At 33.3% G+C, this 17,037-nt stretch carries 18 protein-coding genes and 2 pseudogenes; 17 read left to right on the forward strand and 3 right to left on the reverse strand.

Annotated elements, in window-relative coordinates:
* Nucleotides 1–2 precede the first annotated feature (2 nt).
* From AC0OM3_RS08760 to AC0OM3_RS08770, 3 genes are all read left to right on the forward strand, one after another.
* Entirely contained in the window at nt 3–827 is an 825-nt protein-coding gene (locus AC0OM3_RS08760; RefSeq protein ID WP_000788155.1) for an MBL fold metallo-hydrolase, read from the forward strand.
* Between the two features lie 15 nt (nt 828–842).
* The gene (locus tag AC0OM3_RS08765) at nt 843–1,409 is read left to right on the forward strand and encodes an SGNH/GDSL hydrolase family protein (RefSeq protein WP_474211459.1); all 567 of its coding nucleotides are present in this window, start codon (nt 843–845) and stop codon (nt 1,407–1,409) included.
* Nucleotides 1,410–1,776: 367 nt separating this feature from the next.
* Entirely contained in the window at nt 1,777–3,153 is a 1,377-nt protein-coding gene (locus AC0OM3_RS08770) for a S8 family peptidase (protein ID WP_046945742.1), read from the forward strand.
* A gap of 158 nt (nt 3,154–3,311) precedes the next feature.
* Here the strand turns inward: AC0OM3_RS08770 and AC0OM3_RS08775 are convergent, their stop codons facing one another.
* Nucleotides 3,312–3,728, reverse strand: coding sequence for an SRPBCC family protein (locus AC0OM3_RS08775; protein ID WP_000332042.1), 417 nt, complete (start codon nt 3,726–3,728; stop codon nt 3,312–3,314).
* Nucleotides 3,729–3,960: 232 nt separating this feature from the next.
* Here AC0OM3_RS08775 and AC0OM3_RS08780 point away from each other — a divergent pair, with 232 nt between their 5' ends.
* From AC0OM3_RS08780 to AC0OM3_RS08815, 8 genes and pseudogenes are all read left to right on the forward strand, one after another.
* Nucleotides 3,961–5,022 carry an oxidoreductase gene (locus AC0OM3_RS08780; RefSeq protein WP_000176634.1) on the forward strand — a complete coding sequence of 354 codons (1,062 nt, stop codon included), beginning with the start codon at nt 3,961–3,963 and terminating at the stop codon, nt 5,020–5,022.
* 32 nt (nt 5,023–5,054) lie between these two features.
* On the forward strand, nt 5,055–5,792 hold the full coding sequence (locus AC0OM3_RS08785; RefSeq protein ID WP_000146278.1) for a GntR family transcriptional regulator: 738 nt from the start codon (nt 5,055–5,057) through the stop codon (nt 5,790–5,792).
* A 275-nt stretch (nt 5,793–6,067) separates the two neighbouring features.
* Nucleotides 6,068–6,463 carry a transcriptional regulator SpxA gene (gene spxA, locus AC0OM3_RS08790; protein ID WP_000236190.1) on the forward strand — a complete coding sequence of 132 codons (396 nt, stop codon included), beginning with the start codon at nt 6,068–6,070 and terminating at the stop codon, nt 6,461–6,463.
* A gap of 47 nt (nt 6,464–6,510) precedes the next feature.
* Complete coding sequence (locus AC0OM3_RS08795; RefSeq protein WP_000573530.1) at nt 6,511–6,645, forward strand: BA3454 family stress response protein; 135 nt, start codon at nt 6,511–6,513, stop codon at nt 6,643–6,645.
* Nucleotides 6,646–6,834: 189 nt separating this feature from the next.
* Nucleotides 6,835–7,248 carry an Rrf2-family transcriptional regulator SaiR gene (gene saiR, locus AC0OM3_RS08800; RefSeq protein ID WP_001083465.1) on the forward strand — a complete coding sequence of 138 codons (414 nt, stop codon included), beginning with the start codon at nt 6,835–6,837 and terminating at the stop codon, nt 7,246–7,248.
* A 125-nt stretch (nt 7,249–7,373) separates the two neighbouring features.
* The gene (locus tag AC0OM3_RS08805; RefSeq protein ID WP_000987461.1) at nt 7,374–7,709 is read left to right on the forward strand and encodes an IDEAL domain-containing protein; all 336 of its coding nucleotides are present in this window, start codon (nt 7,374–7,376) and stop codon (nt 7,707–7,709) included.
* A 7-nt stretch (nt 7,710–7,716) separates the two neighbouring features.
* Nucleotides 7,717–7,854, forward strand: a pseudogene (locus AC0OM3_RS08810) (DUF3888 domain-containing protein); the annotation flags it as partial.
* A gap of 956 nt (nt 7,855–8,810) precedes the next feature.
* Entirely contained in the window at nt 8,811–10,130 is a 1,320-nt protein-coding gene (locus AC0OM3_RS08815; RefSeq protein WP_001014169.1) for an aromatic amino acid transport family protein, read from the forward strand.
* Nucleotides 10,131–10,294: 164 nt separating this feature from the next.
* Here AC0OM3_RS08815 and AC0OM3_RS08820 read toward each other — a convergent pair.
* Nucleotides 10,295–10,429: pseudogene (locus AC0OM3_RS08820) on the reverse strand (VOC family protein); the annotation flags it as partial.
* A gap of 482 nt (nt 10,430–10,911) precedes the next feature.
* On the opposite strand from AC0OM3_RS08820, the gene AC0OM3_RS08825 reads away from it, so the two are divergent.
* The 3 genes from AC0OM3_RS08825 (at nt 10,912) to AC0OM3_RS08835 (ending at nt 13,371) form a co-directional block, all read left to right on the forward strand.
* Entirely contained in the window at nt 10,912–11,283 is a 372-nt protein-coding gene (locus AC0OM3_RS08825; protein WP_000402471.1) for a DUF1304 domain-containing protein, read from the forward strand.
* Nucleotides 11,284–11,785: 502 nt separating this feature from the next.
* Nucleotides 11,786–12,301 (forward strand): heme-degrading domain-containing protein, encoded by a 516-nt coding sequence (locus tag AC0OM3_RS08830; RefSeq protein ID WP_116777641.1) that lies wholly within the window; start codon nt 11,786–11,788, stop codon nt 12,299–12,301.
* Nucleotides 12,302–12,771: 470 nt separating this feature from the next.
* The gene (locus AC0OM3_RS08835) at nt 12,772–13,371 is read left to right on the forward strand and encodes a nitroreductase family protein (protein WP_000158943.1); all 600 of its coding nucleotides are present in this window, start codon (nt 12,772–12,774) and stop codon (nt 13,369–13,371) included.
* Between the two features lie 331 nt (nt 13,372–13,702).
* Here AC0OM3_RS08835 and AC0OM3_RS08840 read toward each other — a convergent pair whose 3' ends face one another.
* Nucleotides 13,703–14,020 carry a winged helix-turn-helix transcriptional regulator gene (locus AC0OM3_RS08840; protein ID WP_001000104.1) on the reverse strand — a complete coding sequence of 106 codons (318 nt, stop codon included), beginning with the start codon at nt 14,018–14,020 and terminating at the stop codon, nt 13,703–13,705.
* A 302-nt stretch (nt 14,021–14,322) separates the two neighbouring features.
* On the opposite strand from AC0OM3_RS08840, the gene AC0OM3_RS08845 reads away from it, so the two are divergent.
* From AC0OM3_RS08845 to AC0OM3_RS08855, 3 genes are read left to right on the forward strand one after another with little or no spacing between them, the layout of a single operon-like run.
* Complete coding sequence (locus AC0OM3_RS08845; protein ID WP_000258860.1) at nt 14,323–15,060, forward strand: GTP cyclohydrolase II; 738 nt, start codon at nt 14,323–14,325, stop codon at nt 15,058–15,060.
* Nucleotides 15,053–16,156 carry a bifunctional diaminohydroxyphosphoribosylaminopyrimidine deaminase/5-amino-6-(5-phosphoribosylamino)uracil reductase RibD gene (gene ribD, locus AC0OM3_RS08850; protein ID WP_474211468.1) on the forward strand — a complete coding sequence of 368 codons (1,104 nt, stop codon included), beginning with the start codon at nt 15,053–15,055 and terminating at the stop codon, nt 16,154–16,156. Before AC0OM3_RS08845 ends, ribD begins: the two co-directional genes overlap by 8 nt.
* A 59-nt stretch (nt 16,157–16,215) precedes the next feature.
* Nucleotides 16,216–16,809 carry a 5' nucleotidase, NT5C type gene (locus AC0OM3_RS08855; protein WP_151522588.1) on the forward strand — a complete coding sequence of 198 codons (594 nt, stop codon included), beginning with the start codon at nt 16,216–16,218 and terminating at the stop codon, nt 16,807–16,809.
* Nucleotides 16,810–17,037 lie beyond the last annotated feature (228 nt).

Genomic DNA, 17,037 nt, shown 5'->3' on the forward strand with positions numbered 1-17,037 from the left:
TTATGAAAAATTTCGTTTGTACAACGTGCGGTGTGCAGTATGCAGCGAGTGTAGATGAACCGGTGAGTTGTCATATTTGTGATGAAGAAAGGCAGTATGTGAATCCGAAAGGGCAGTCTTGGACGACTTTAGAAAATTTGCAAACAGATGATACATATAAAAATGAAATAATCAAAGAGGAAAATGGACTTTATAGTATTACGACAAAACCAGGATTTGCGATCGGTCAAACGGCATTTATAGTGAAAACAGAGTCATATCGTTTACTATGGGACTGCATTACGTATTTAGATGAAACGACAATTGCGAAAATAAAAGAGCTTGGTGGATTAGATGCAATTGCATTGTCTCATCCTCATTATTATTCAACGCAAGTAGAATGGGCAGAGACATTTGATGTACCAATTTATATACATGAAGATGATAAAGAATGGGTGATGCGCCCAAGTAGTCGTATTATTTATTGGTCTGGTGAGTCTTTACAATTAGCGGATGGGATTACTGTACATCGTCTTGGAGGACATTTTAGTGGTGGTTCTGTATTGCATTGGGAAGAAGGTAATGATGGAAAAGGGATTTTGTTAACAGGTGATATTATTCAAGTCGTAGCAGATGAGAAGTGGGTAAGCTTTATGTACAGCTATCCAAACTTAATTCCATTACCAGCGAGAAAAGTGGAAGAAATGGTGAACCGAGTGAAGCCGTTACAGTTTAATCGTTTATACAACGCTTTTCATCGAGTAGTAAAAGAAAATGCAAATGGGGCAGTTGAACGTTCTGCTGAAAGATATATAAAAGCAATAGAAGGAAAGTTGTTTCATACGTAAAAGGAGAGTAGCTTAATGAAAACGTTAGTATGTTTTGGAGATAGTATTACAGCTGATGAAACATTTTTTGATGGAATGCCGAGATTAACACCACGTTTGCAAGAGATGTTTCCGAAATGGAAAGTAGTGAATGCAGGTGTTCCAGGGGATAATACATTGGATGCGTTAAATAGGATTGAAGAAGATGTAATATCATATAAACCAGATTTCGTAACAGTTTTTCTTGGTACGAATGATGCAGTTTCTTTTTCTCAAGTGTCATTACAAGCATATAAAGAAAACTTAGAGAAGATTGTGAACCATATTTCATCAGATAAAGTACTACTGATTAGTCCTGCACCAGTTGATGAAGAAAGACAGCGTAATAGAACAAATAGAGTGCTGGGTCAGTATGCAGACGTGGTGGAGAAAGTGGCGAGGGAAACAGGAAGTTATTTTCTAAACGTATTCGCTGAAATGATTCAAGAACGGGATTATAAAAGATTTGTAGAAAATGATGAAAAAGATGGATTACACTTTGGACCAGAAGGCTATGAGTATGTAGCGAGGTTAATTGGTGAAAAGTTAAAAGGAATGTTATAAGGAGCAAAGCACTTAGTGCTTTGCTTTTTCGTATTTCTTTCGCAGTCCATAAACTTATTGATCGCTGTAATTTGGACAGATATTTTGCTTTTTTATGTGCGTAAAAGGCTAATGCTGTTTTAAAGTAATATAAATTTATTTTTTAAAATTTATATTTCGTAGTTGAAAATCAATAAATGTGTAACTATAATGGTTACAGTGAGTTTGTTGTTTTGAAATATACACATTGAATTACAAGAATGAAAGGAGTTTTTATGTAAATCAAAAAGTTATAAAATCTATTAATTTTTATAATAAGATAAAAAGCATTTCGGTTCATACACATTATTAAATATGTTAATTCTAATAGAAAACTAGAGGTGGAAAGATGAAAAATTTTAAAGGTATGTTGATATCATCACTTGCAATTACAACTTTTGCTGGAGTAGGTACGACATTTGTAACAAATACAGTACATGCTGCTAATAACGATTCTAGTAAAATACAAGTTCGTTCTAATAAGAGTATAAACACAACGCCTAGCTCGAGATTGCCTGTATTATCAGTGAATCCTTATGATGATCGTAGATTTTCGAGACAGGGATATCTTGAAGAGGCACCTTTAGGAATTAATGCTCCTTATGCTTGGGGAATTAAAGGAGGAGATGGTCAAGGAGCAACCTTTGTAGATTTGGAAGAAGGCTGGTTATTAAATCATGAAGATTTAGTCGGTCAAAATATTGAATTTATGTCTGGAAAAATGAGTAATGATCTTTCTCACGGTACTTCAGTTCTAGGTGTTGTTTCTGCAGCTGACAATGGGATTGGGAACATTGGGATTGCACCAAAAGCAAAGGCAAAAGTAATTTCAGTGATTCGAGATAATGGGAGAATCGATGTAAGAGATGCTATTTTAAGTGCCGTAGATTCTTTACAGGCTGGAGATGTTTTATTAATAGAAGAATCCTTTAAATATGATGGATATGGAGATGACCCTTTACCAGTAGAAGTATACCCGAGTATATTTAACGCAATTCGCAAAGGTACAGATAAAGGCATTATTATTGTAGAAGCAGCTGGTAATGGTGGGATTGATTTAGATGAATTTAAAGACCGTAATGGTAAACAGATTTTAAATCGAAATAGTCCAGACTTTAAAGATTCAGGAGCTATTATAGTTGGAGCATCTACTGCAAGAGTTCCTCATAAACGTTTAGGTTTCTCTAACTATGGTAGTAGAATTGATGTATATGGTTGGGGAGAGTATGTTGATACATTAGATACATATCAAAATCAAAATAGTAAAGGACAAAAAGTTACAGATCAGAATATAATGAATCGTTATACTTCTAACTTCCGTGGTACTTCTAGCGCTTCGCCTATAATTGCTGGGGCTGCTGTATCAATTCAAGGGATTGCTAAAGAACATTTAGGTAAGGCATATACACCAAAAGAATTGAGAGCAATTTTAAGTAATCCTAATACAGGCACAAAGTCTAATAACCCATCATCTGATAAAATAGGGGTTTTACCAGATTTAAAAGCGATTTTGTCTAACCTTGGATTTCATAGTGATTTGACTACCAATGATCCTATGGTATTTCCAGATAACGTAGAAAAAAATGAAGGAAAAGAAAATTCAACTTTCGTATTTCCAGGTGAAGAAACAAAACGAACCGGGGATAAAAATTCAACTGTAAACTTCCCAGAAGAAGATTTAAAACAGGAGGAAAAAGAAGAGGGATTAATTGTTTTTCCGGATTAATAAAAATACTACCTTCCATTTGGAGGTAGTATTTTTTATTTCGTGTAATTAACAAGAGTGCATGAAATTTGTATTTGTTTATCTTTCATAATGAATTTAACCACAAAATCGAATATTTGACTGTTAATTAACTTTCTCGTCTCAATCAATTACATGAATTAATCTAGAAATGCTTGCTGCAATGCTTTCAGTCCATCGCTGTAGATACCATGAAACAGATTTATTGCCTCTTCAACACTAACCTCAACAGGAGTGAACGTACCAGACCACTCTACTAATGATGTGTTACTTTCAGTACCTTCTTTAACTTGGATTGTAGATAAATAATTAGTGACCGGGAACGGTGCATTCATGATTGAATACATGTAGTAGCGTTCCTTATCATTGAATACTTCTAAGCGTTCTATAATTGTTTCACCCTCTGGATTAGCTAGATGACGTACACGACCGCCTTCGGTTAATTTACTACTAGGTATATAAGGTAACCAGTCTGGAAGGGAGTTGAAACCTCCGATTAATTGCCATACTTGTTCAGGTGATCCAAAAATTTCCATAGATATAGTAGTATATGCCATGTTCATTACGCTCCTTTTCATCCCGGTATTTACGGGTAAATAATCAGTAGGGGATAAACCGCCCCACTGATTAAAGTTTCACTTTATAGGTCCATAACTTATAGTGAGAATGAATTTTATCGTGGATTTTTTATTTAATATATAATTATAAAGTTAAAACTATATACTTTTAATGATTAAATTATATAATAAATATAGAAACGAAAATTTATGAGCAAGGAAGTTGAAAAATATGACATTAACAATGGGCTTTATTGGATTTGGAAAGTCAGCTAACCGCTATCACTTACCTTATGTAAACACACGTAATAATATAAAAATAAAAACGATTTTTGTACGGCAAATAAATGAAAAATTAGCGGCTCCATATGAGGAAAAAGGTGTTTACTTCACTACTGATTTGGATGAATTGTTGAATGACAAAGAAATTCAAGTGGTGACGGTCTGTACGCCAGCACATACGCATTACGAATTAGCGAAAAAAGTTATACTTGCTGGAAAATCAGTTATCGTTGAAAAACCATTTTGCGATACAGTGGAACATGCGAAAGAATTATTAGCTTTAGGACGAGAAAAAGGTGTAGTAGTTATGCCTTATCAAAACCGCCGTTTTGATGGTGATTTTTTAGCTGTGAAGCAAGTAGTTGAACAAGGATTCCTTGGTGATATTATTGAGATTGAATCACATATTGATTATTTCCGTCCTGGTTCAATCACTCATGAAGCTCCAAAAGAAGAAGGTTCATTTTATAGTTTAGGTATTCATACGATGGACCGCATGATTTCACTATTCGGCCGTCCAGATACGGTGACATACGATATTCGTAATAATGAAATGGAAGGTGCGGTTGATAACTATTTCGATGTTGGTTTACATTACGGAAATCAGTTGAAGATTAAGCTGAAAACAAACCATGTCGTAGCAAAAGATTATCCACGCTTTATCGTCCATGGAACAAATGGATCATTTATTAAATACGGTGAAGATCAGCAGGAAAATGATTTGAAAGCGGGGATTATGCCTGAGAGTGCAGGGTTTGGTGAAGATTCACCGATGTACTATGGAGTTGCTAAGTATCGTAATGCAAATGGTGACTGGATTGAAAAACAAATTAAAACGCCACTTGGTGATTACGGTCGTTTCTATGATGCCGCGTATGAAACAATTATAAATGGTGCACCAAAACTTGTGAAAGACGAAGAAGTGGTAACGAATATTGAAATCTTAGAAAATGGATTTGCTGCCCCATCACCTTCAGTTTACAAACTTGAGGCTTTACATTTGAATGAATAGAAGAGAGTTTGCAGTATAAAGGAGGTATGGAAATGGCAAGCGGATCAACACAAGTAAAATACCTCGGCATTTATCAAAAGATTAAACAGCAAATTTTAGACGGTGAATATAAAATCAACGAAAAAATTCCGAGTAGCCCCGTCCTTGCTGAAGAATTTGGTGTTTCAGCCCTTACTATTAAGAAAGCGCTGGATCTATTAGTTAGAGATGGCTACATTATCCGCCGGCGCGGAAGTGGAACAGTGGTGCAAGATTGGCGTCAACAGGAAAAGGCACGAATGATTCAAACTTTAACGGGTACGAAAGCTGTATACGGCAGTGAGGTAGAAAGTAAAATTATCGAGTTTGCGATTGTTGGGGCTGATGAAGTAGTTGCTGAGAAATTGGGAGTTTCAATCGGTGATTTCGTCTATAAAATCATTCGCCTCCGCATCATTCACAGCATTCCGACGATTATGGAGCATACATGGATGCCAATTTCGGTTATCCCAGGTGTTGAGGCTTCTGTTTTAGAGGAGTCGATATACTCACATATTCAAAATAAACTTGGTCTTGAAGTAGGGACATCTGTTGTCAGGGTTAAAGGAATTCGCCCAGATGATAGGGAAAAGCAGTTTATGAACTTAACAAATCAGGATTTCCTAATGCGAGTTGAACAAGTAGCTTATTTAACGGATGGACGAACTTTTGAATATTCTTATGCAGATCATCTACCCGAAACCTTTGAGTTTGAAACAGTCATTACTGCAAAAAATTATAAAGAGATATAAAAATCGGTTGAGGCAAGTATTGTCTCAACTGCTCCTATTATAAGTTAATAGAATGAATCCAAGACTTAACATTTGATTTATAGAACTGTAAAGTTTAAAATTACAGTATAGTTTTTAGAAGTGAGTTGTTATCGTCTGTAAAATGTAGATAAATTAAATATTCTCGAATAAATAATATTGCTTGTATTTGATTCTAAACTGTAATTTTTTTTAATACATTTCAATAAACGATGTTTAAAATGTACGTTTCATAACATTAAAGGAGTGAGTTAAATATGGTAATTCTATATACAACAGCAAGCTGTGCCTCATGCCGAAAAGCGAAAGCATGGCTTGAAGAGCATCAAATTGATTATATTGAAAAAAACATCGTATCAAATTCTATGACAGTTGATGAGCTTAAATCAATTCTTCGTTTAACTGAAGAGGGGGCTACTGAAATTATTTCAACTAGATCGAAAACTTTTCAGGACTTAAATATAAATATTGAGGAGCTCTCGCTCAATGAATTTTATACATTAATAATTGAGCATCCACTAATGTTACGTCGCCCAATTATGCTGGACGAGAAAAGATTGCAGATTGGTTTTAATGAGGAAGAAATTCGTAAATTTTTACCACGTAGCGTTCGAACGTTTTTGAACATTGAATTGCAAAAATTGGCCAATTAATAAGTAGTATTTTTTAGAAAAAGTTTTTTGAAAGGAGGAAGCAGAAGATGATTGAAGTATGTGTTACAGTTAATTATAATGATAGAAATTATCAAACAAATGTTATTGTGAGTAAAGATACGATTTGGACAAAAATTGAACAGTTGGCAGAAGAACAAGTGAAGAAACAGTGGAGTGTTTAATTTTATTTTCAACTTAAAAAGCTAAATGAAGTTATCAGATATAGGTGGGACCGGATAGAATATAAGAGAATTAATTTTTTATGGCAAGAAGTATTCTATATGTTTTAACGTTCTAACCTATCTGTAATATTTATGGCTACAGTATGTTAATATATGAAAAACAATATTTTGAATCGTAGGAGGAAAATCATGAACAGCGACTTTACCTTGGCCATTCACAGTTTAACTTATTTAGCTTTACAGCCAGACCGGATGTCAACAAGTAATGCTATTTCAGAAAGTGCAGGTGTACATCCAGTACGTATTCGTAAAGTGCTAAGTTTGTTAAAAAAACATAAATTTATACAATCGAAAGAGGGAACTGGTGGAGGTTTTATTTTCGCTCGCGATTTAGATGAAATTAATCTTTGGCATATTTATCAGATAACCTCTGAAGGTGCTTTGCAGCCGAAGTGTCCGGAATCAAACAATCAGTGTGTTGTAGGTTCGAACATGCGAAAAGTTCTTTTCGCTATTTTCTTAGGTGCTGAAGAACATCTAGGTGAATACTTAAAGAATTATACAATGAAAGAAGTTGTTGACCTTATCAATCAAGAGCGTTAAGGGGGCTTAATTATTATATAGCCGTGAGTTCTTAACACTTAAATGTAATGAAAAATATTACAGTATAATTTGTTTTTATATCTTTTTTATCGTCACAAAAAATATTTATAAGAAGGTGAAACGGTATGATGTCAAATAATAATCATGTTTTAAAAGTAGGAGATTGGGTTCGTGGAATATCAAATGAAGGTGAATTAATAGTTGGTTATATTGTATCACTTGATGATGTGGAGGATATAGTTACAGTTAGTATTGTGAAACGTGACGGCAAGTACACAATAAACGAAGCGATTTTACTCTTTAGTAAACACGTTAACAAACTCCCTGAATCAAAGGTAATAAATAAGGAACAAATCCTTTATCTTATAGATCTTGCATTATTAACAGGGGATGAAGAATGGTTTATCGAGCTTTCTTCAAAATTAAACTCGATAAAAGAGCTAGTTAATGAGGGATTTTAAAATTTAAACTTTTGAGGGTGCACACAATCCGCCTTATGGAGAGGACGCAATTACTTTTCGCATAAAGGGAAACGATGTAAAAACGATTCATTACAAACATAGAGATATTCCTGAAGAAGAGCCGAACAAATTACAATTAAGATGATATTGAATTGATTTGTTTGTGTATTCCTGATAACGATAATTATGTAAATGAGCTGTCCATATGGGGCAGCTTTTTTGTTTTTTGCTCAGTGTAGCTTTTTAAATTGTATATGAATTCAATATTGATAATATATATCCTGAAATTTGGTTTATGTATTTTTGGTTTTTTTCTTTTTACCTACATTAATTATTTATTACAATATCTTTTATGTTTAAAATAAAATTTTTTGATAAAAGTGGATATAAGTATCTTTATAATAAATCACCTAGAAAGATAATGTATTATTGTATTTTTTTACTAACTAATTCAGCTTTAAGCTATAAAAACAATGGCTACATGCTAACTGTAAAATATTATCTGTATAAAATTATTCCACTTTAATATTTCTGAAAATATAAAAATATTAATTTTATAAATATACACGTTATAATGAGGGCGTCGAGAGAAATTTTATTATCTCTGGAGAAAATATAAAAAATGCGATTCTTAGTAAGAAAGGTGTGTGATTAGAGGCGAAATGTATGTAATGTGCTTCAGTGGCTTGTGTAAGCAATATCATCAGTGCTACCGAAGTTATGAAGGTAATGTATAGAATTGAGAAAGAAATGCCTCGCAAATTAAGAGAGGCCGGTTTAGCTAAAATTACTGTTAAAAGTAAAAAAGAGAAACCATTAAAGTAATACACTGTTATTAGAAATGTTGCAACGTATTTATGAAGTCTATTCTATATTGTTCTCTTAAGGGGTCTTTATATAAAGAGCGGATATTACGAGTAAACTTTTTTGTGAACGCTAACAATTATATTAGGACGCTAATTAGTGAATGTTTCAATTTGGATTCATTATGATGAAGGACATACAATGTGGGGCAACTTGTAAGGAATTCATTTTCCAGAAAGGGAATATTTGTTAGATGCAAAGAGAGATGCAGGAATAGATACAAGGGGGAGTTATTATATGAACGGGAATACTGCAAAGAAAATAGAAGTTCAAGCTGAAAATACCGCACTAAAAAATGAGCAATATGCAGATCCGAAAAAGTGGCATAAGCAGGATACTACATGGGCACTGAGTCTATTTGGAACTGCAATTGGAGCAGGGGTGCTCTTTTTACCGATTAATGCAGGTTCAGGTGGTTTATTATCTTTACTACTAATTACATTACTTGCATATCCAGTTATGTACTACTCACATAGGGCGCTTGCTAAAATGATATACGCTTCTAATTCTGCTGATGAGGGGATCACAGGTACAATTAGAGAGTATTTCGGAAATAAAGCGAGTATCATTTTTAACATCGTATATTTCGGTTCAATTTATACAATCGTGCTAATGTATTCGGTTGCGCTTACAAACACTGCAAGTAGTTTTATCGTGCATCAATTGCACATGCCAGAACCTCCAAGAGCTATTTTATCACTTGTATTAGTTCTTGGTCTTATCGCTATACTGAATTTTGGTCAAGATATTACTGTAAAGGTAATGAGTATGTTAGTGTATCCTTTCATAGTTTCTCTACTTTTTATCGCAATATCTTTAATTCCACAGTGGAATACGTCAATGCTTAGTTTTTCAGCTGTTTCAACTGCTTCAACAGGAACAGGCTATTTTGGGACGATATTGATGATTCTACCAATCATCGTATTCTCATTTAATCATTCACCTATGATTTCATCATTTGTTGTGAAACAGAGAGCTACGTATGGAATCGAAGCCACTGATGCTAAATGTGCGCAAATACAAAAGGTTTGTTATATCATGACATTCGCTGTTGTTATGTTCTTCGTTTGGAGTAGCGCATTGAGCTTGACTCCAGATGATATAAAAATGGCAAAAGAACAAAACTTATCAATTCTTTCATATCTTGCTAATGAGCTTAATTCGCCTGTAATCACTATTGCAGCTCCAATTATTGCTTTTGTGGCTATTACAAAGTCTTTCCTTGGCCATTATATCGGAGCATTTGAAGTAATGCGTGACATGATTATTAAGTTTGGTAAATCACGTGGAAAAGATATTGAAGAAAAAACAATTAAGACAGTAATCCTTACTTTTGTTGTATTATCATGCTGGTTTGTTGCTTATACAAATCCAAGTATTCTTGGACTTATTGATTCTCTAAGCGGTCCTTTAGTTGCTGCTATCTTATGTCTATTACCGATGTATGCGATTCAAAAAGTGCCAGTACTAGCTAAATACAAAGGGAAAATGAGCAACGTATTTGTTATTATTGTAGGTGTACTTACTGTCTTAGCAAGTATTAAGTCATTATTCTAATTCATTATTATTCGTATTAGTGTAAAAATAGTTAACATGAAAAACTTTTTGGACAAACTTCTCACATTGGAGAGTTTGTCCTTTTTTAGTCATTCTATCAACTTGCCGACAAACAGCCACCTTCCAGGCAGAAGGTGGCTTGTTTCGGTATTAATTTATTTTAACTATTCATGTCTGAATGGCCTTTTTGGAGCAATTAGCTCTAAATTAGTACCATCTGGATCGGGGAAGTAGGCAACTCCCCTACCAAATCCAGTTTTCTAGCCGTCTTCTTGAAAGATAATTGGTTCGTCATCTGGGTGCTATCCTATGCCCATCAAGCTAACAAAATGGATTGCTTCTGAAACAAAAAATGATTTTTATTACTATAAAAAACGTAAAGTATCTGTTTTTAGAAAAAATTAATTTTTATAAATTGATGGAGATATAACTCAATTCTTTTATATATTTAGTTAAATATGATTGTTAGAATGAACTTAAAGTAATTATGATTTCTAGAAATGCAAACTGATGTTTTGAATTGGTTTAAAGTTGCTGGAACAAAATAAAACCAATTGAGCAAAAAAACTTGCAAAAATAAAAAGAGAGGTGTATATTAATTGATGTATCAATAATTGATATATCAATTAATGTTTTGACAAGAAAGAAAAGGAACATTTTATGAAGGAAATGTTCGTAAATATCAGTGGAGAAGAACGCAAAATACTTATTCATGTTCTATTACAGATGCAAAAAAATGTGGAGAATATTAAAGAATAGAGAGTGTAGGGGGCAGAATAGTGTGGAAATAATCGCAGCTATTTTAGTCGGGATCGTAGCATTAGAACATTTGTTTATCATGATCCTTGAAATGTTTTTTATTGATTCAAAAGTAGCAAAACGTGCTTTCAAATTACCGAAGCATTTAGAAGGAGATCGAAACGTAGCCATTATGTTTGCAAACCAAGGTTTATATAATGGATTTTTAGCGGCTGGTCTCATTTGGGGACTTGTACTTGGGCTCAATCCAATTGGTTATATGGTCCAATTATTTTTCGTGATTTGTGTGGTGATAGCAGCTATTTTCGGAGGTTTCACATCTAATAAATCAATTATTGTGAAACAAGGACTTCCAGCTGTTTTAGCACTGGTTGCCCTTTTATGTATAATATAGAATCAAATTTTCTCAATAAAAGAAATCATTTTTGAAAAGAATACGCTATTCTTTCTTTAGAATTATAGGAAAGGATGGCGTTTTTTGTATGTCTATTTCTATATGTAGTGAATTATAACTATTCTCTCAAGGGACTCAACTGCTTTTCAGCTTTTGGATATATTTTCATCCATCTTTGTTTCCTCCTATTGTTGGATAGTGTAATAATTGATAAAAATTTTGATGAAATTGGATTATAACGATTGATCAAAAAAGTTAGTGATTAAAAATATTATTCTTTAGTACATACATTTTTAAGATGTTAAATATATTTCATAATAGTCTCTGTAAGATAGGGATAAGTAGAATAGTACTTTTTATAACTTTGAATGTCATTCATAATAGCACCAGTAAGAAGAAAACAAGCTTTACGGTACTACTAGTTACCAAAGATGTTACAGTAGTTTATTTAGAATCAAATTGATTGAAAGGTTGTACCATATGGCCTAATAATTTCGAAAAAATGTCGGTGTGGCATAAAACAATTATGGAGGTTAAAGATATGAGTACTTCAAATTTGAATGAAATAAGTAAACAAATTTTAAAAGAGGAGGAAACACTTCAATTTTCCTCTTTTACAAATGAAGATGCCTTGCAAATAGGTTTATTTATCGTTGAAACAGCGAAGAAAGAGGGGAAATTGATTGCTGTTGATATAACGAAAAATGGTGTGCAATTATTTCATTTCAAGATGACAGGGACAAATGAGGAAAATACGAAATGGATTGAGCGTAAAAAACGAGTCGTTTCCCTACATGATCGTAGTTCGTATTATATGCAGATACAAAGTGAAATAACTGGAATTTCATATAATGAAAAATATCTTTTAGATACTTCGGAATATGCTGCGTTTGGTGGATGCTTTCCTATCAGAATAAAAAACGTAGGGGTTATTGGAATGATAACAGTTTCAGGATTACCACCAGAAGAAGATCATGAATTGGTTATAAGAGCGGTGAAAAATCAGTTGAATCAGTAATGAAAGTATTTTTATACTTTCATATTAGATAATGGAGTATTATAAGCAATTACTAATATGCAAATCCTTATGAGATGTTAATTATTAAATAAGTGACCAGTATGGTTTCTACTACAGTTCGTTAGTAATATTTAGTTAAATTTAAAATGTAAAAAGCCAGGTAATGCATTATTCATGCTACCTGGCTTTTTAACTATCAATTTAAGCTTATTTTCATGTTTGTGTAAATATGAAACAAGCAGGATACATGAATAGAGAATGGGTAAAATAATACCGAATGATGATTAGATTTTATGAATGATGTTATAAGGCTTTTTTAGGGAAACTGAAGGAAGCAGTGTGTTTAGATTTAGAATGACTGGCAATGGGTGATAGGAAGTTCAATGATTCAAAAATGAACTCATTTAAACGCATATTATCTTTGAGATGTATCCTTTTGAAGAATATTAAAACTTAGGAGGAATGGAATTATGACAAAAGATTTCTATACTGCACTGAAAGAAAGACGTACTTACTATGGAATTAACAAAGAGGTACAAGTATCGGATGAAAAAATTAAAGAAATTGTGGAGTTTGCTGTGAAATATACTCCATCAGCTTTCAATTCTCAAACTGCGCGATTAGTTGTATTATTTGGTGAAGCTCATGATAAATTATGGGATATTACAACTGAAACATTAAGAAAAGTAGTTGGAGATGGAGAATTCTCAGGAACGCAACAAAAAATGGATTCTTTTAAAGCTGGTTATGGAACAGTACTATTCTTTGAAGATGAGGCTATCGTTAAATCGCTTCAAGAAAAATTTGTTGCATATGCTGAAAACTTCCCAATTTGGTCACACCAAGCATCAGGTATGCACCAATTAGTCGTGTGGACAGGTTTAGAAGCAGAGGGATTAGGGGCATCTTTACAACATTATAATCCATTAATTGACGATGAGGTAAAACAAGAATGGAATGTCCCTGCTAATTGGAAACTAATTGCACAAATGCCATTTGGTAATCCAACAGCTGCACCAGGTGAAAAAGAATTCCAACCACTTGAAGAGCGTGTGAAATTTCATAAGTAATATTCGAATGTAATAAAATAGAAATTTAATCAGTGGTGGTCTTACTGTCCGCAAATAGCAGGAGAAGCTAACTGTATTGTAAAAATAAAACTGTTTAGTAATAAAAAAACTTATTCGTTTTTTTATTAATCGAGTATGTATGAATAAAAGATTTTAAAACACTATTTTAATCTGTAAGGTAACAAGGTGATCGTTTTGATCACCTTGCTTTATTTCTTACATTTTATTTATTAAAAAACGCTAGCTTTTCATAAATGCTTGAAAAATTAGCGTTTTAATAATAGGTATCTGTAATTTGATACTTAAAACTATATACGAAAAAGCTTTTATGTTATTCCTCAAGTTCTATCCATTCCTGTGACCATTCTTCTATTCCGCGAATAATAGCTTCTAAAGCAAATCCTTTTTGAGTTAAAGAATATTCTATACGAACTGGTGTCTCAGGAAAGACTTTACGTTCGACAATTCCTTCTAGTTCTAATTCTTTCAATCTTTCTGAAAGTAATCTTCCGCTAACAGGAAGAGAAGATTCAAGCGTACAAAAGCGCTGAGATCCAGAAAAAAGTTGATAAATAATTAGTGCTGTCCATCGTTGACTAAAAAATTTCATTCCTTTTTCAAAGCGAGGGCATAATGTAGAATCATTCATTTTCCTTCACCTCCTAAAATAAATTATATAACATCTTACTATTAGTAACAAATGTTTTTATAATTAATTACTTGACGTAAATTAATTACGAATGTATACTCACTTACATAAAGTAACTAAGTTGTTTTATGTAACTAAAACTCTTTTCTTTAAATGGCCAAAGTTGTAATGATACATATTGCATATAAGCTGAGAGAAAAAAGAATAGCATCTGTAAAAACACTTACGTTGTGTAAGTTAAACAATAAAAAATATAACAATGGAAGAGAATTTTAGAGATTCTCTATACTAGGAGGTACCTAATGGTTACAACAGATACAATTCATATGTTAGAAGATAAAATTCAATTTATACATCAAGATGGAAAGGATATTTATTTAGTAGGCCCTATCAAATTGCCAATTAATTTATATGGGGAGACTAAAGTTTTTCAATGGTATTCTTGGTTACAATGTAGTGAGGGTACAAATAGTGTAGAAGGAATTATCGAAAAACTCTCATCTATTAATTTAGCTGATATGCAGCAATCTAGTGTACTTGTATATGGTGATTTTGAGAATTCTGAAGATGCCCTAATTCGTATGCATAGTATTTGTCACACCGGTGATATCTTTGGTAGTAAACGTTGTGACTGTGGATTCCAATTAAAGCAGTCTTTACAAATGATTACAGAACATGGTTCAGGCGCATTATTTTACTTAGCGAATCATGAAGGAAGAGGAATTGGCTTGTTTAGTAAAGCTATGACGTACCTCTTGCAAGAAAATGGGTTAGATACAGTAGAAGCTAATCTGAACCTAGGTTTTGAAGATGATGTTCGAAACTATGATGATACAATTGAAGTATTAAAAGCGCTACGCTCAAAACCTGTAAAACTTATTACAAATAATCCGAAAAAATTAGAAGCGTTACAAAAAGCTGGATTAAATGTTACGAGTCGTGAACCGTTATGGGGTGATGTCTCAGAGTTTAATGAGAAATATTTGCAAACGAAGATTCAGCGTTCTGGACATTTTGAAGGGGGACACTTACATGCTTGAGCATGAATTGTATATGAAGCTAGCACTAGAAAATGCCAAGGCTATGAAGGGACAAACGACTCCAAATCCATTGGTTGGATCTGTAATTGTAAATGATAACCGAATTGTAGGGGTCGGAGCACATATGAAGGCTGGAGAACCACATGCTGAAATACATGCGATACGTATGGCGGAAGAACAGGCGCGTGGTGGTACAATCTATGTAACTCTTGAACCTTGTTCTCATCATGGAAGAACAGGGCCTTGTGCAGAAGCAATTGTACAAGCAGGAATTAAGAAGGTAGTAGTTGCTACACTTGATCCAAACCCGCTTGTTTCTGGACGTGGAATTAAAATTCTACAAGATGCAGGTATTGAAGTACTTGTAGGAGTGTGTGAAGAAGAATCTAAAAAGATGAATGAAGTCTTTAATAAATATATTTTGACAAAGCGCCCATTTGTAACGATTAAATCAGGAGTTACATTAGATGGGAAAATTGCTACTTCTTTATCGGATAGTAAGTGGATCACATCTACAGAAGCGAGACAGGAAGTACACCAAATACGAAATGAAAATGCAGCCATTTTAGTAGGAGCAAATACTGTACAAGAGGATAATCCATCATTGACAACGCGTATTCCAAATGGGCGAAATCCAATTCGAGTAATATTGGACTCAACATTACGCATACCAATGGAAGCTAACGTTATTACAGATGGAGAAGCTCCTACCTGGATATTTACAACAAGTAATCATGCAGCGGAAAAAAAGAAAGCATTAGAAAATGCAGGAGTCAAAGTATTTGTTACTAGCGGAGAAAAGCATATAAACTTATATGAAATGCTTGATGTTTTAGGGGGAAAAGGAGTTTCCTCCCTGCTTATTGAAGGTGGTGGAGAGGTAAATGCTTCGTTTATTGAAAATAAATTAATAGATAAACTGATTTTATATATTGCACCTAAAATGATTGGGGGTAGAATGGCGCCTAGCTTTGTAGAGGGGGCTGGTATTACTAAAATGCAAGATGCAATTGAATTTAAGGATATATCATTTACCCAGGTTGGAAAAGATTATAGATTTATTGGTTACCCAGAATATCAGAAAGGTGAGAAATAAGGAGAATAAAAACTACTTATATTTTCCGATAAATGGATTGCAGAAAGGAGCGATGAAGAGTGAAGTTTGGATTTGATATCGATGATACGTTAATTGATTTAAGGCAGCATGCTTTTCATTTATATAATAAAAAATTAAACAAAAAAGTAGGATTGGATGTATTTCATTCTTTAAAAACAATTGAAATTCATGAAGCATTTGGCATGACTTCGGAGGAAGGTAGTCATATGTGGAATAGTTTGCTGGATGAGATTTATTATACTTCTTGTTCACCGTTTCCATATGCAGTAGAGACATTGCAAGAATTAGAAAGACAGGGACATGAAATATACTATATAACAGCGCGACCTAAAGAGCATGGAGAGCAAACAAAAAAATGGTTAATAGAAAAAGGTTTTCCGGTACATGAAGATCGCTTTTTCTATGGAATGAAGGATGAAGAAAAAATACACTTCATACAAGAAATAAAATTAAACTATTTCTTTGATGATAAGCCGGCAGTCTTAGAAACGTTAATAGGAAAACCGATAAATGTGTATGCAAAAACTACTTCTTACAATCAACATCTCAATATCCCGCGAATTACAAGTTGGACGGAGTTAGGAAATATTATAAAGAAAGAAATGCGAGGATTTAACTGGAAAATCAAATAGAGCCAAGAGCATATTGAGTGTTACAATTTTAGAGGAAAGACATAGGTGTTATGTCTTTCCTTATTTTTTTAATACTATCGTTTTTATTAGTGTGATGTGCTAGAAGTACTTCTAATAGAGAGGAAATAGAAAAATGAGCAATAAGAAAAATATTTTTAAGCTAGTCTTGTATGGAAGTATAATTTATATATCAATGATAGGTTCCCCTGGTGCCACAATATTTGTGGA

The organism is Bacillus sp. FAU20 (assembly GCF_056033865.1).

Bases quoted from the DNA above. Each gene is read 5' to 3' on its own strand.
- AC0OM3_RS08760 (WP_000788155.1), top strand. From the start codon at position 3: ATGAAAAATTTCGTTTGTACAACGTGCGGTGTGCAGTATGCAGCGAGT.
- AC0OM3_RS08765 (WP_474211459.1), top strand. From the start codon at position 843: ATGAAAACGTTAGTATGTTTTGGAGATAGTATTACAGCTGATGAAACA.
- AC0OM3_RS08770 (WP_046945742.1), top strand. From the start codon at position 1,777: ATGAAAAATTTTAAAGGTATGTTGATATCATCACTTGCAATTACAACT.
- AC0OM3_RS08775 (WP_000332042.1), bottom strand. From the start codon at position 3,728: ATGGCATATACTACTATATCTATGGAAATTTTTGGATCACCTGAACAA.
- AC0OM3_RS08780 (WP_000176634.1), top strand. From the start codon at position 3,961: ATGACATTAACAATGGGCTTTATTGGATTTGGAAAGTCAGCTAACCGC.
- AC0OM3_RS08785 (WP_000146278.1), top strand. From the start codon at position 5,055: ATGGCAAGCGGATCAACACAAGTAAAATACCTCGGCATTTATCAAAAG.
- spxA (WP_000236190.1), top strand. From the start codon at position 6,068: ATGGTAATTCTATATACAACAGCAAGCTGTGCCTCATGCCGAAAAGCG.
- AC0OM3_RS08795 (WP_000573530.1), top strand. From the start codon at position 6,511: ATGATTGAAGTATGTGTTACAGTTAATTATAATGATAGAAATTATCAA.
- saiR (WP_001083465.1), top strand. From the start codon at position 6,835: ATGAACAGCGACTTTACCTTGGCCATTCACAGTTTAACTTATTTAGCT.
- AC0OM3_RS08805 (WP_000987461.1), top strand. From the start codon at position 7,374: ATGATGTCAAATAATAATCATGTTTTAAAAGTAGGAGATTGGGTTCGT.
- AC0OM3_RS08815 (WP_001014169.1), top strand. From the start codon at position 8,811: ATGAACGGGAATACTGCAAAGAAAATAGAAGTTCAAGCTGAAAATACC.
- AC0OM3_RS08830 (WP_116777641.1), top strand. From the start codon at position 11,786: ATGTCGGTGTGGCATAAAACAATTATGGAGGTTAAAGATATGAGTACT.
- AC0OM3_RS08835 (WP_000158943.1), top strand. From the start codon at position 12,772: ATGACAAAAGATTTCTATACTGCACTGAAAGAAAGACGTACTTACTAT.
- AC0OM3_RS08840 (WP_001000104.1), bottom strand. From the start codon at position 14,020: ATGAATGATTCTACATTATGCCCTCGCTTTGAAAAAGGAATGAAATTT.
- AC0OM3_RS08845 (WP_000258860.1), top strand. From the start codon at position 14,323: ATGGTTACAACAGATACAATTCATATGTTAGAAGATAAAATTCAATTT.
- ribD (WP_474211468.1), top strand. From the start codon at position 15,053: ATGCTTGAGCATGAATTGTATATGAAGCTAGCACTAGAAAATGCCAAG.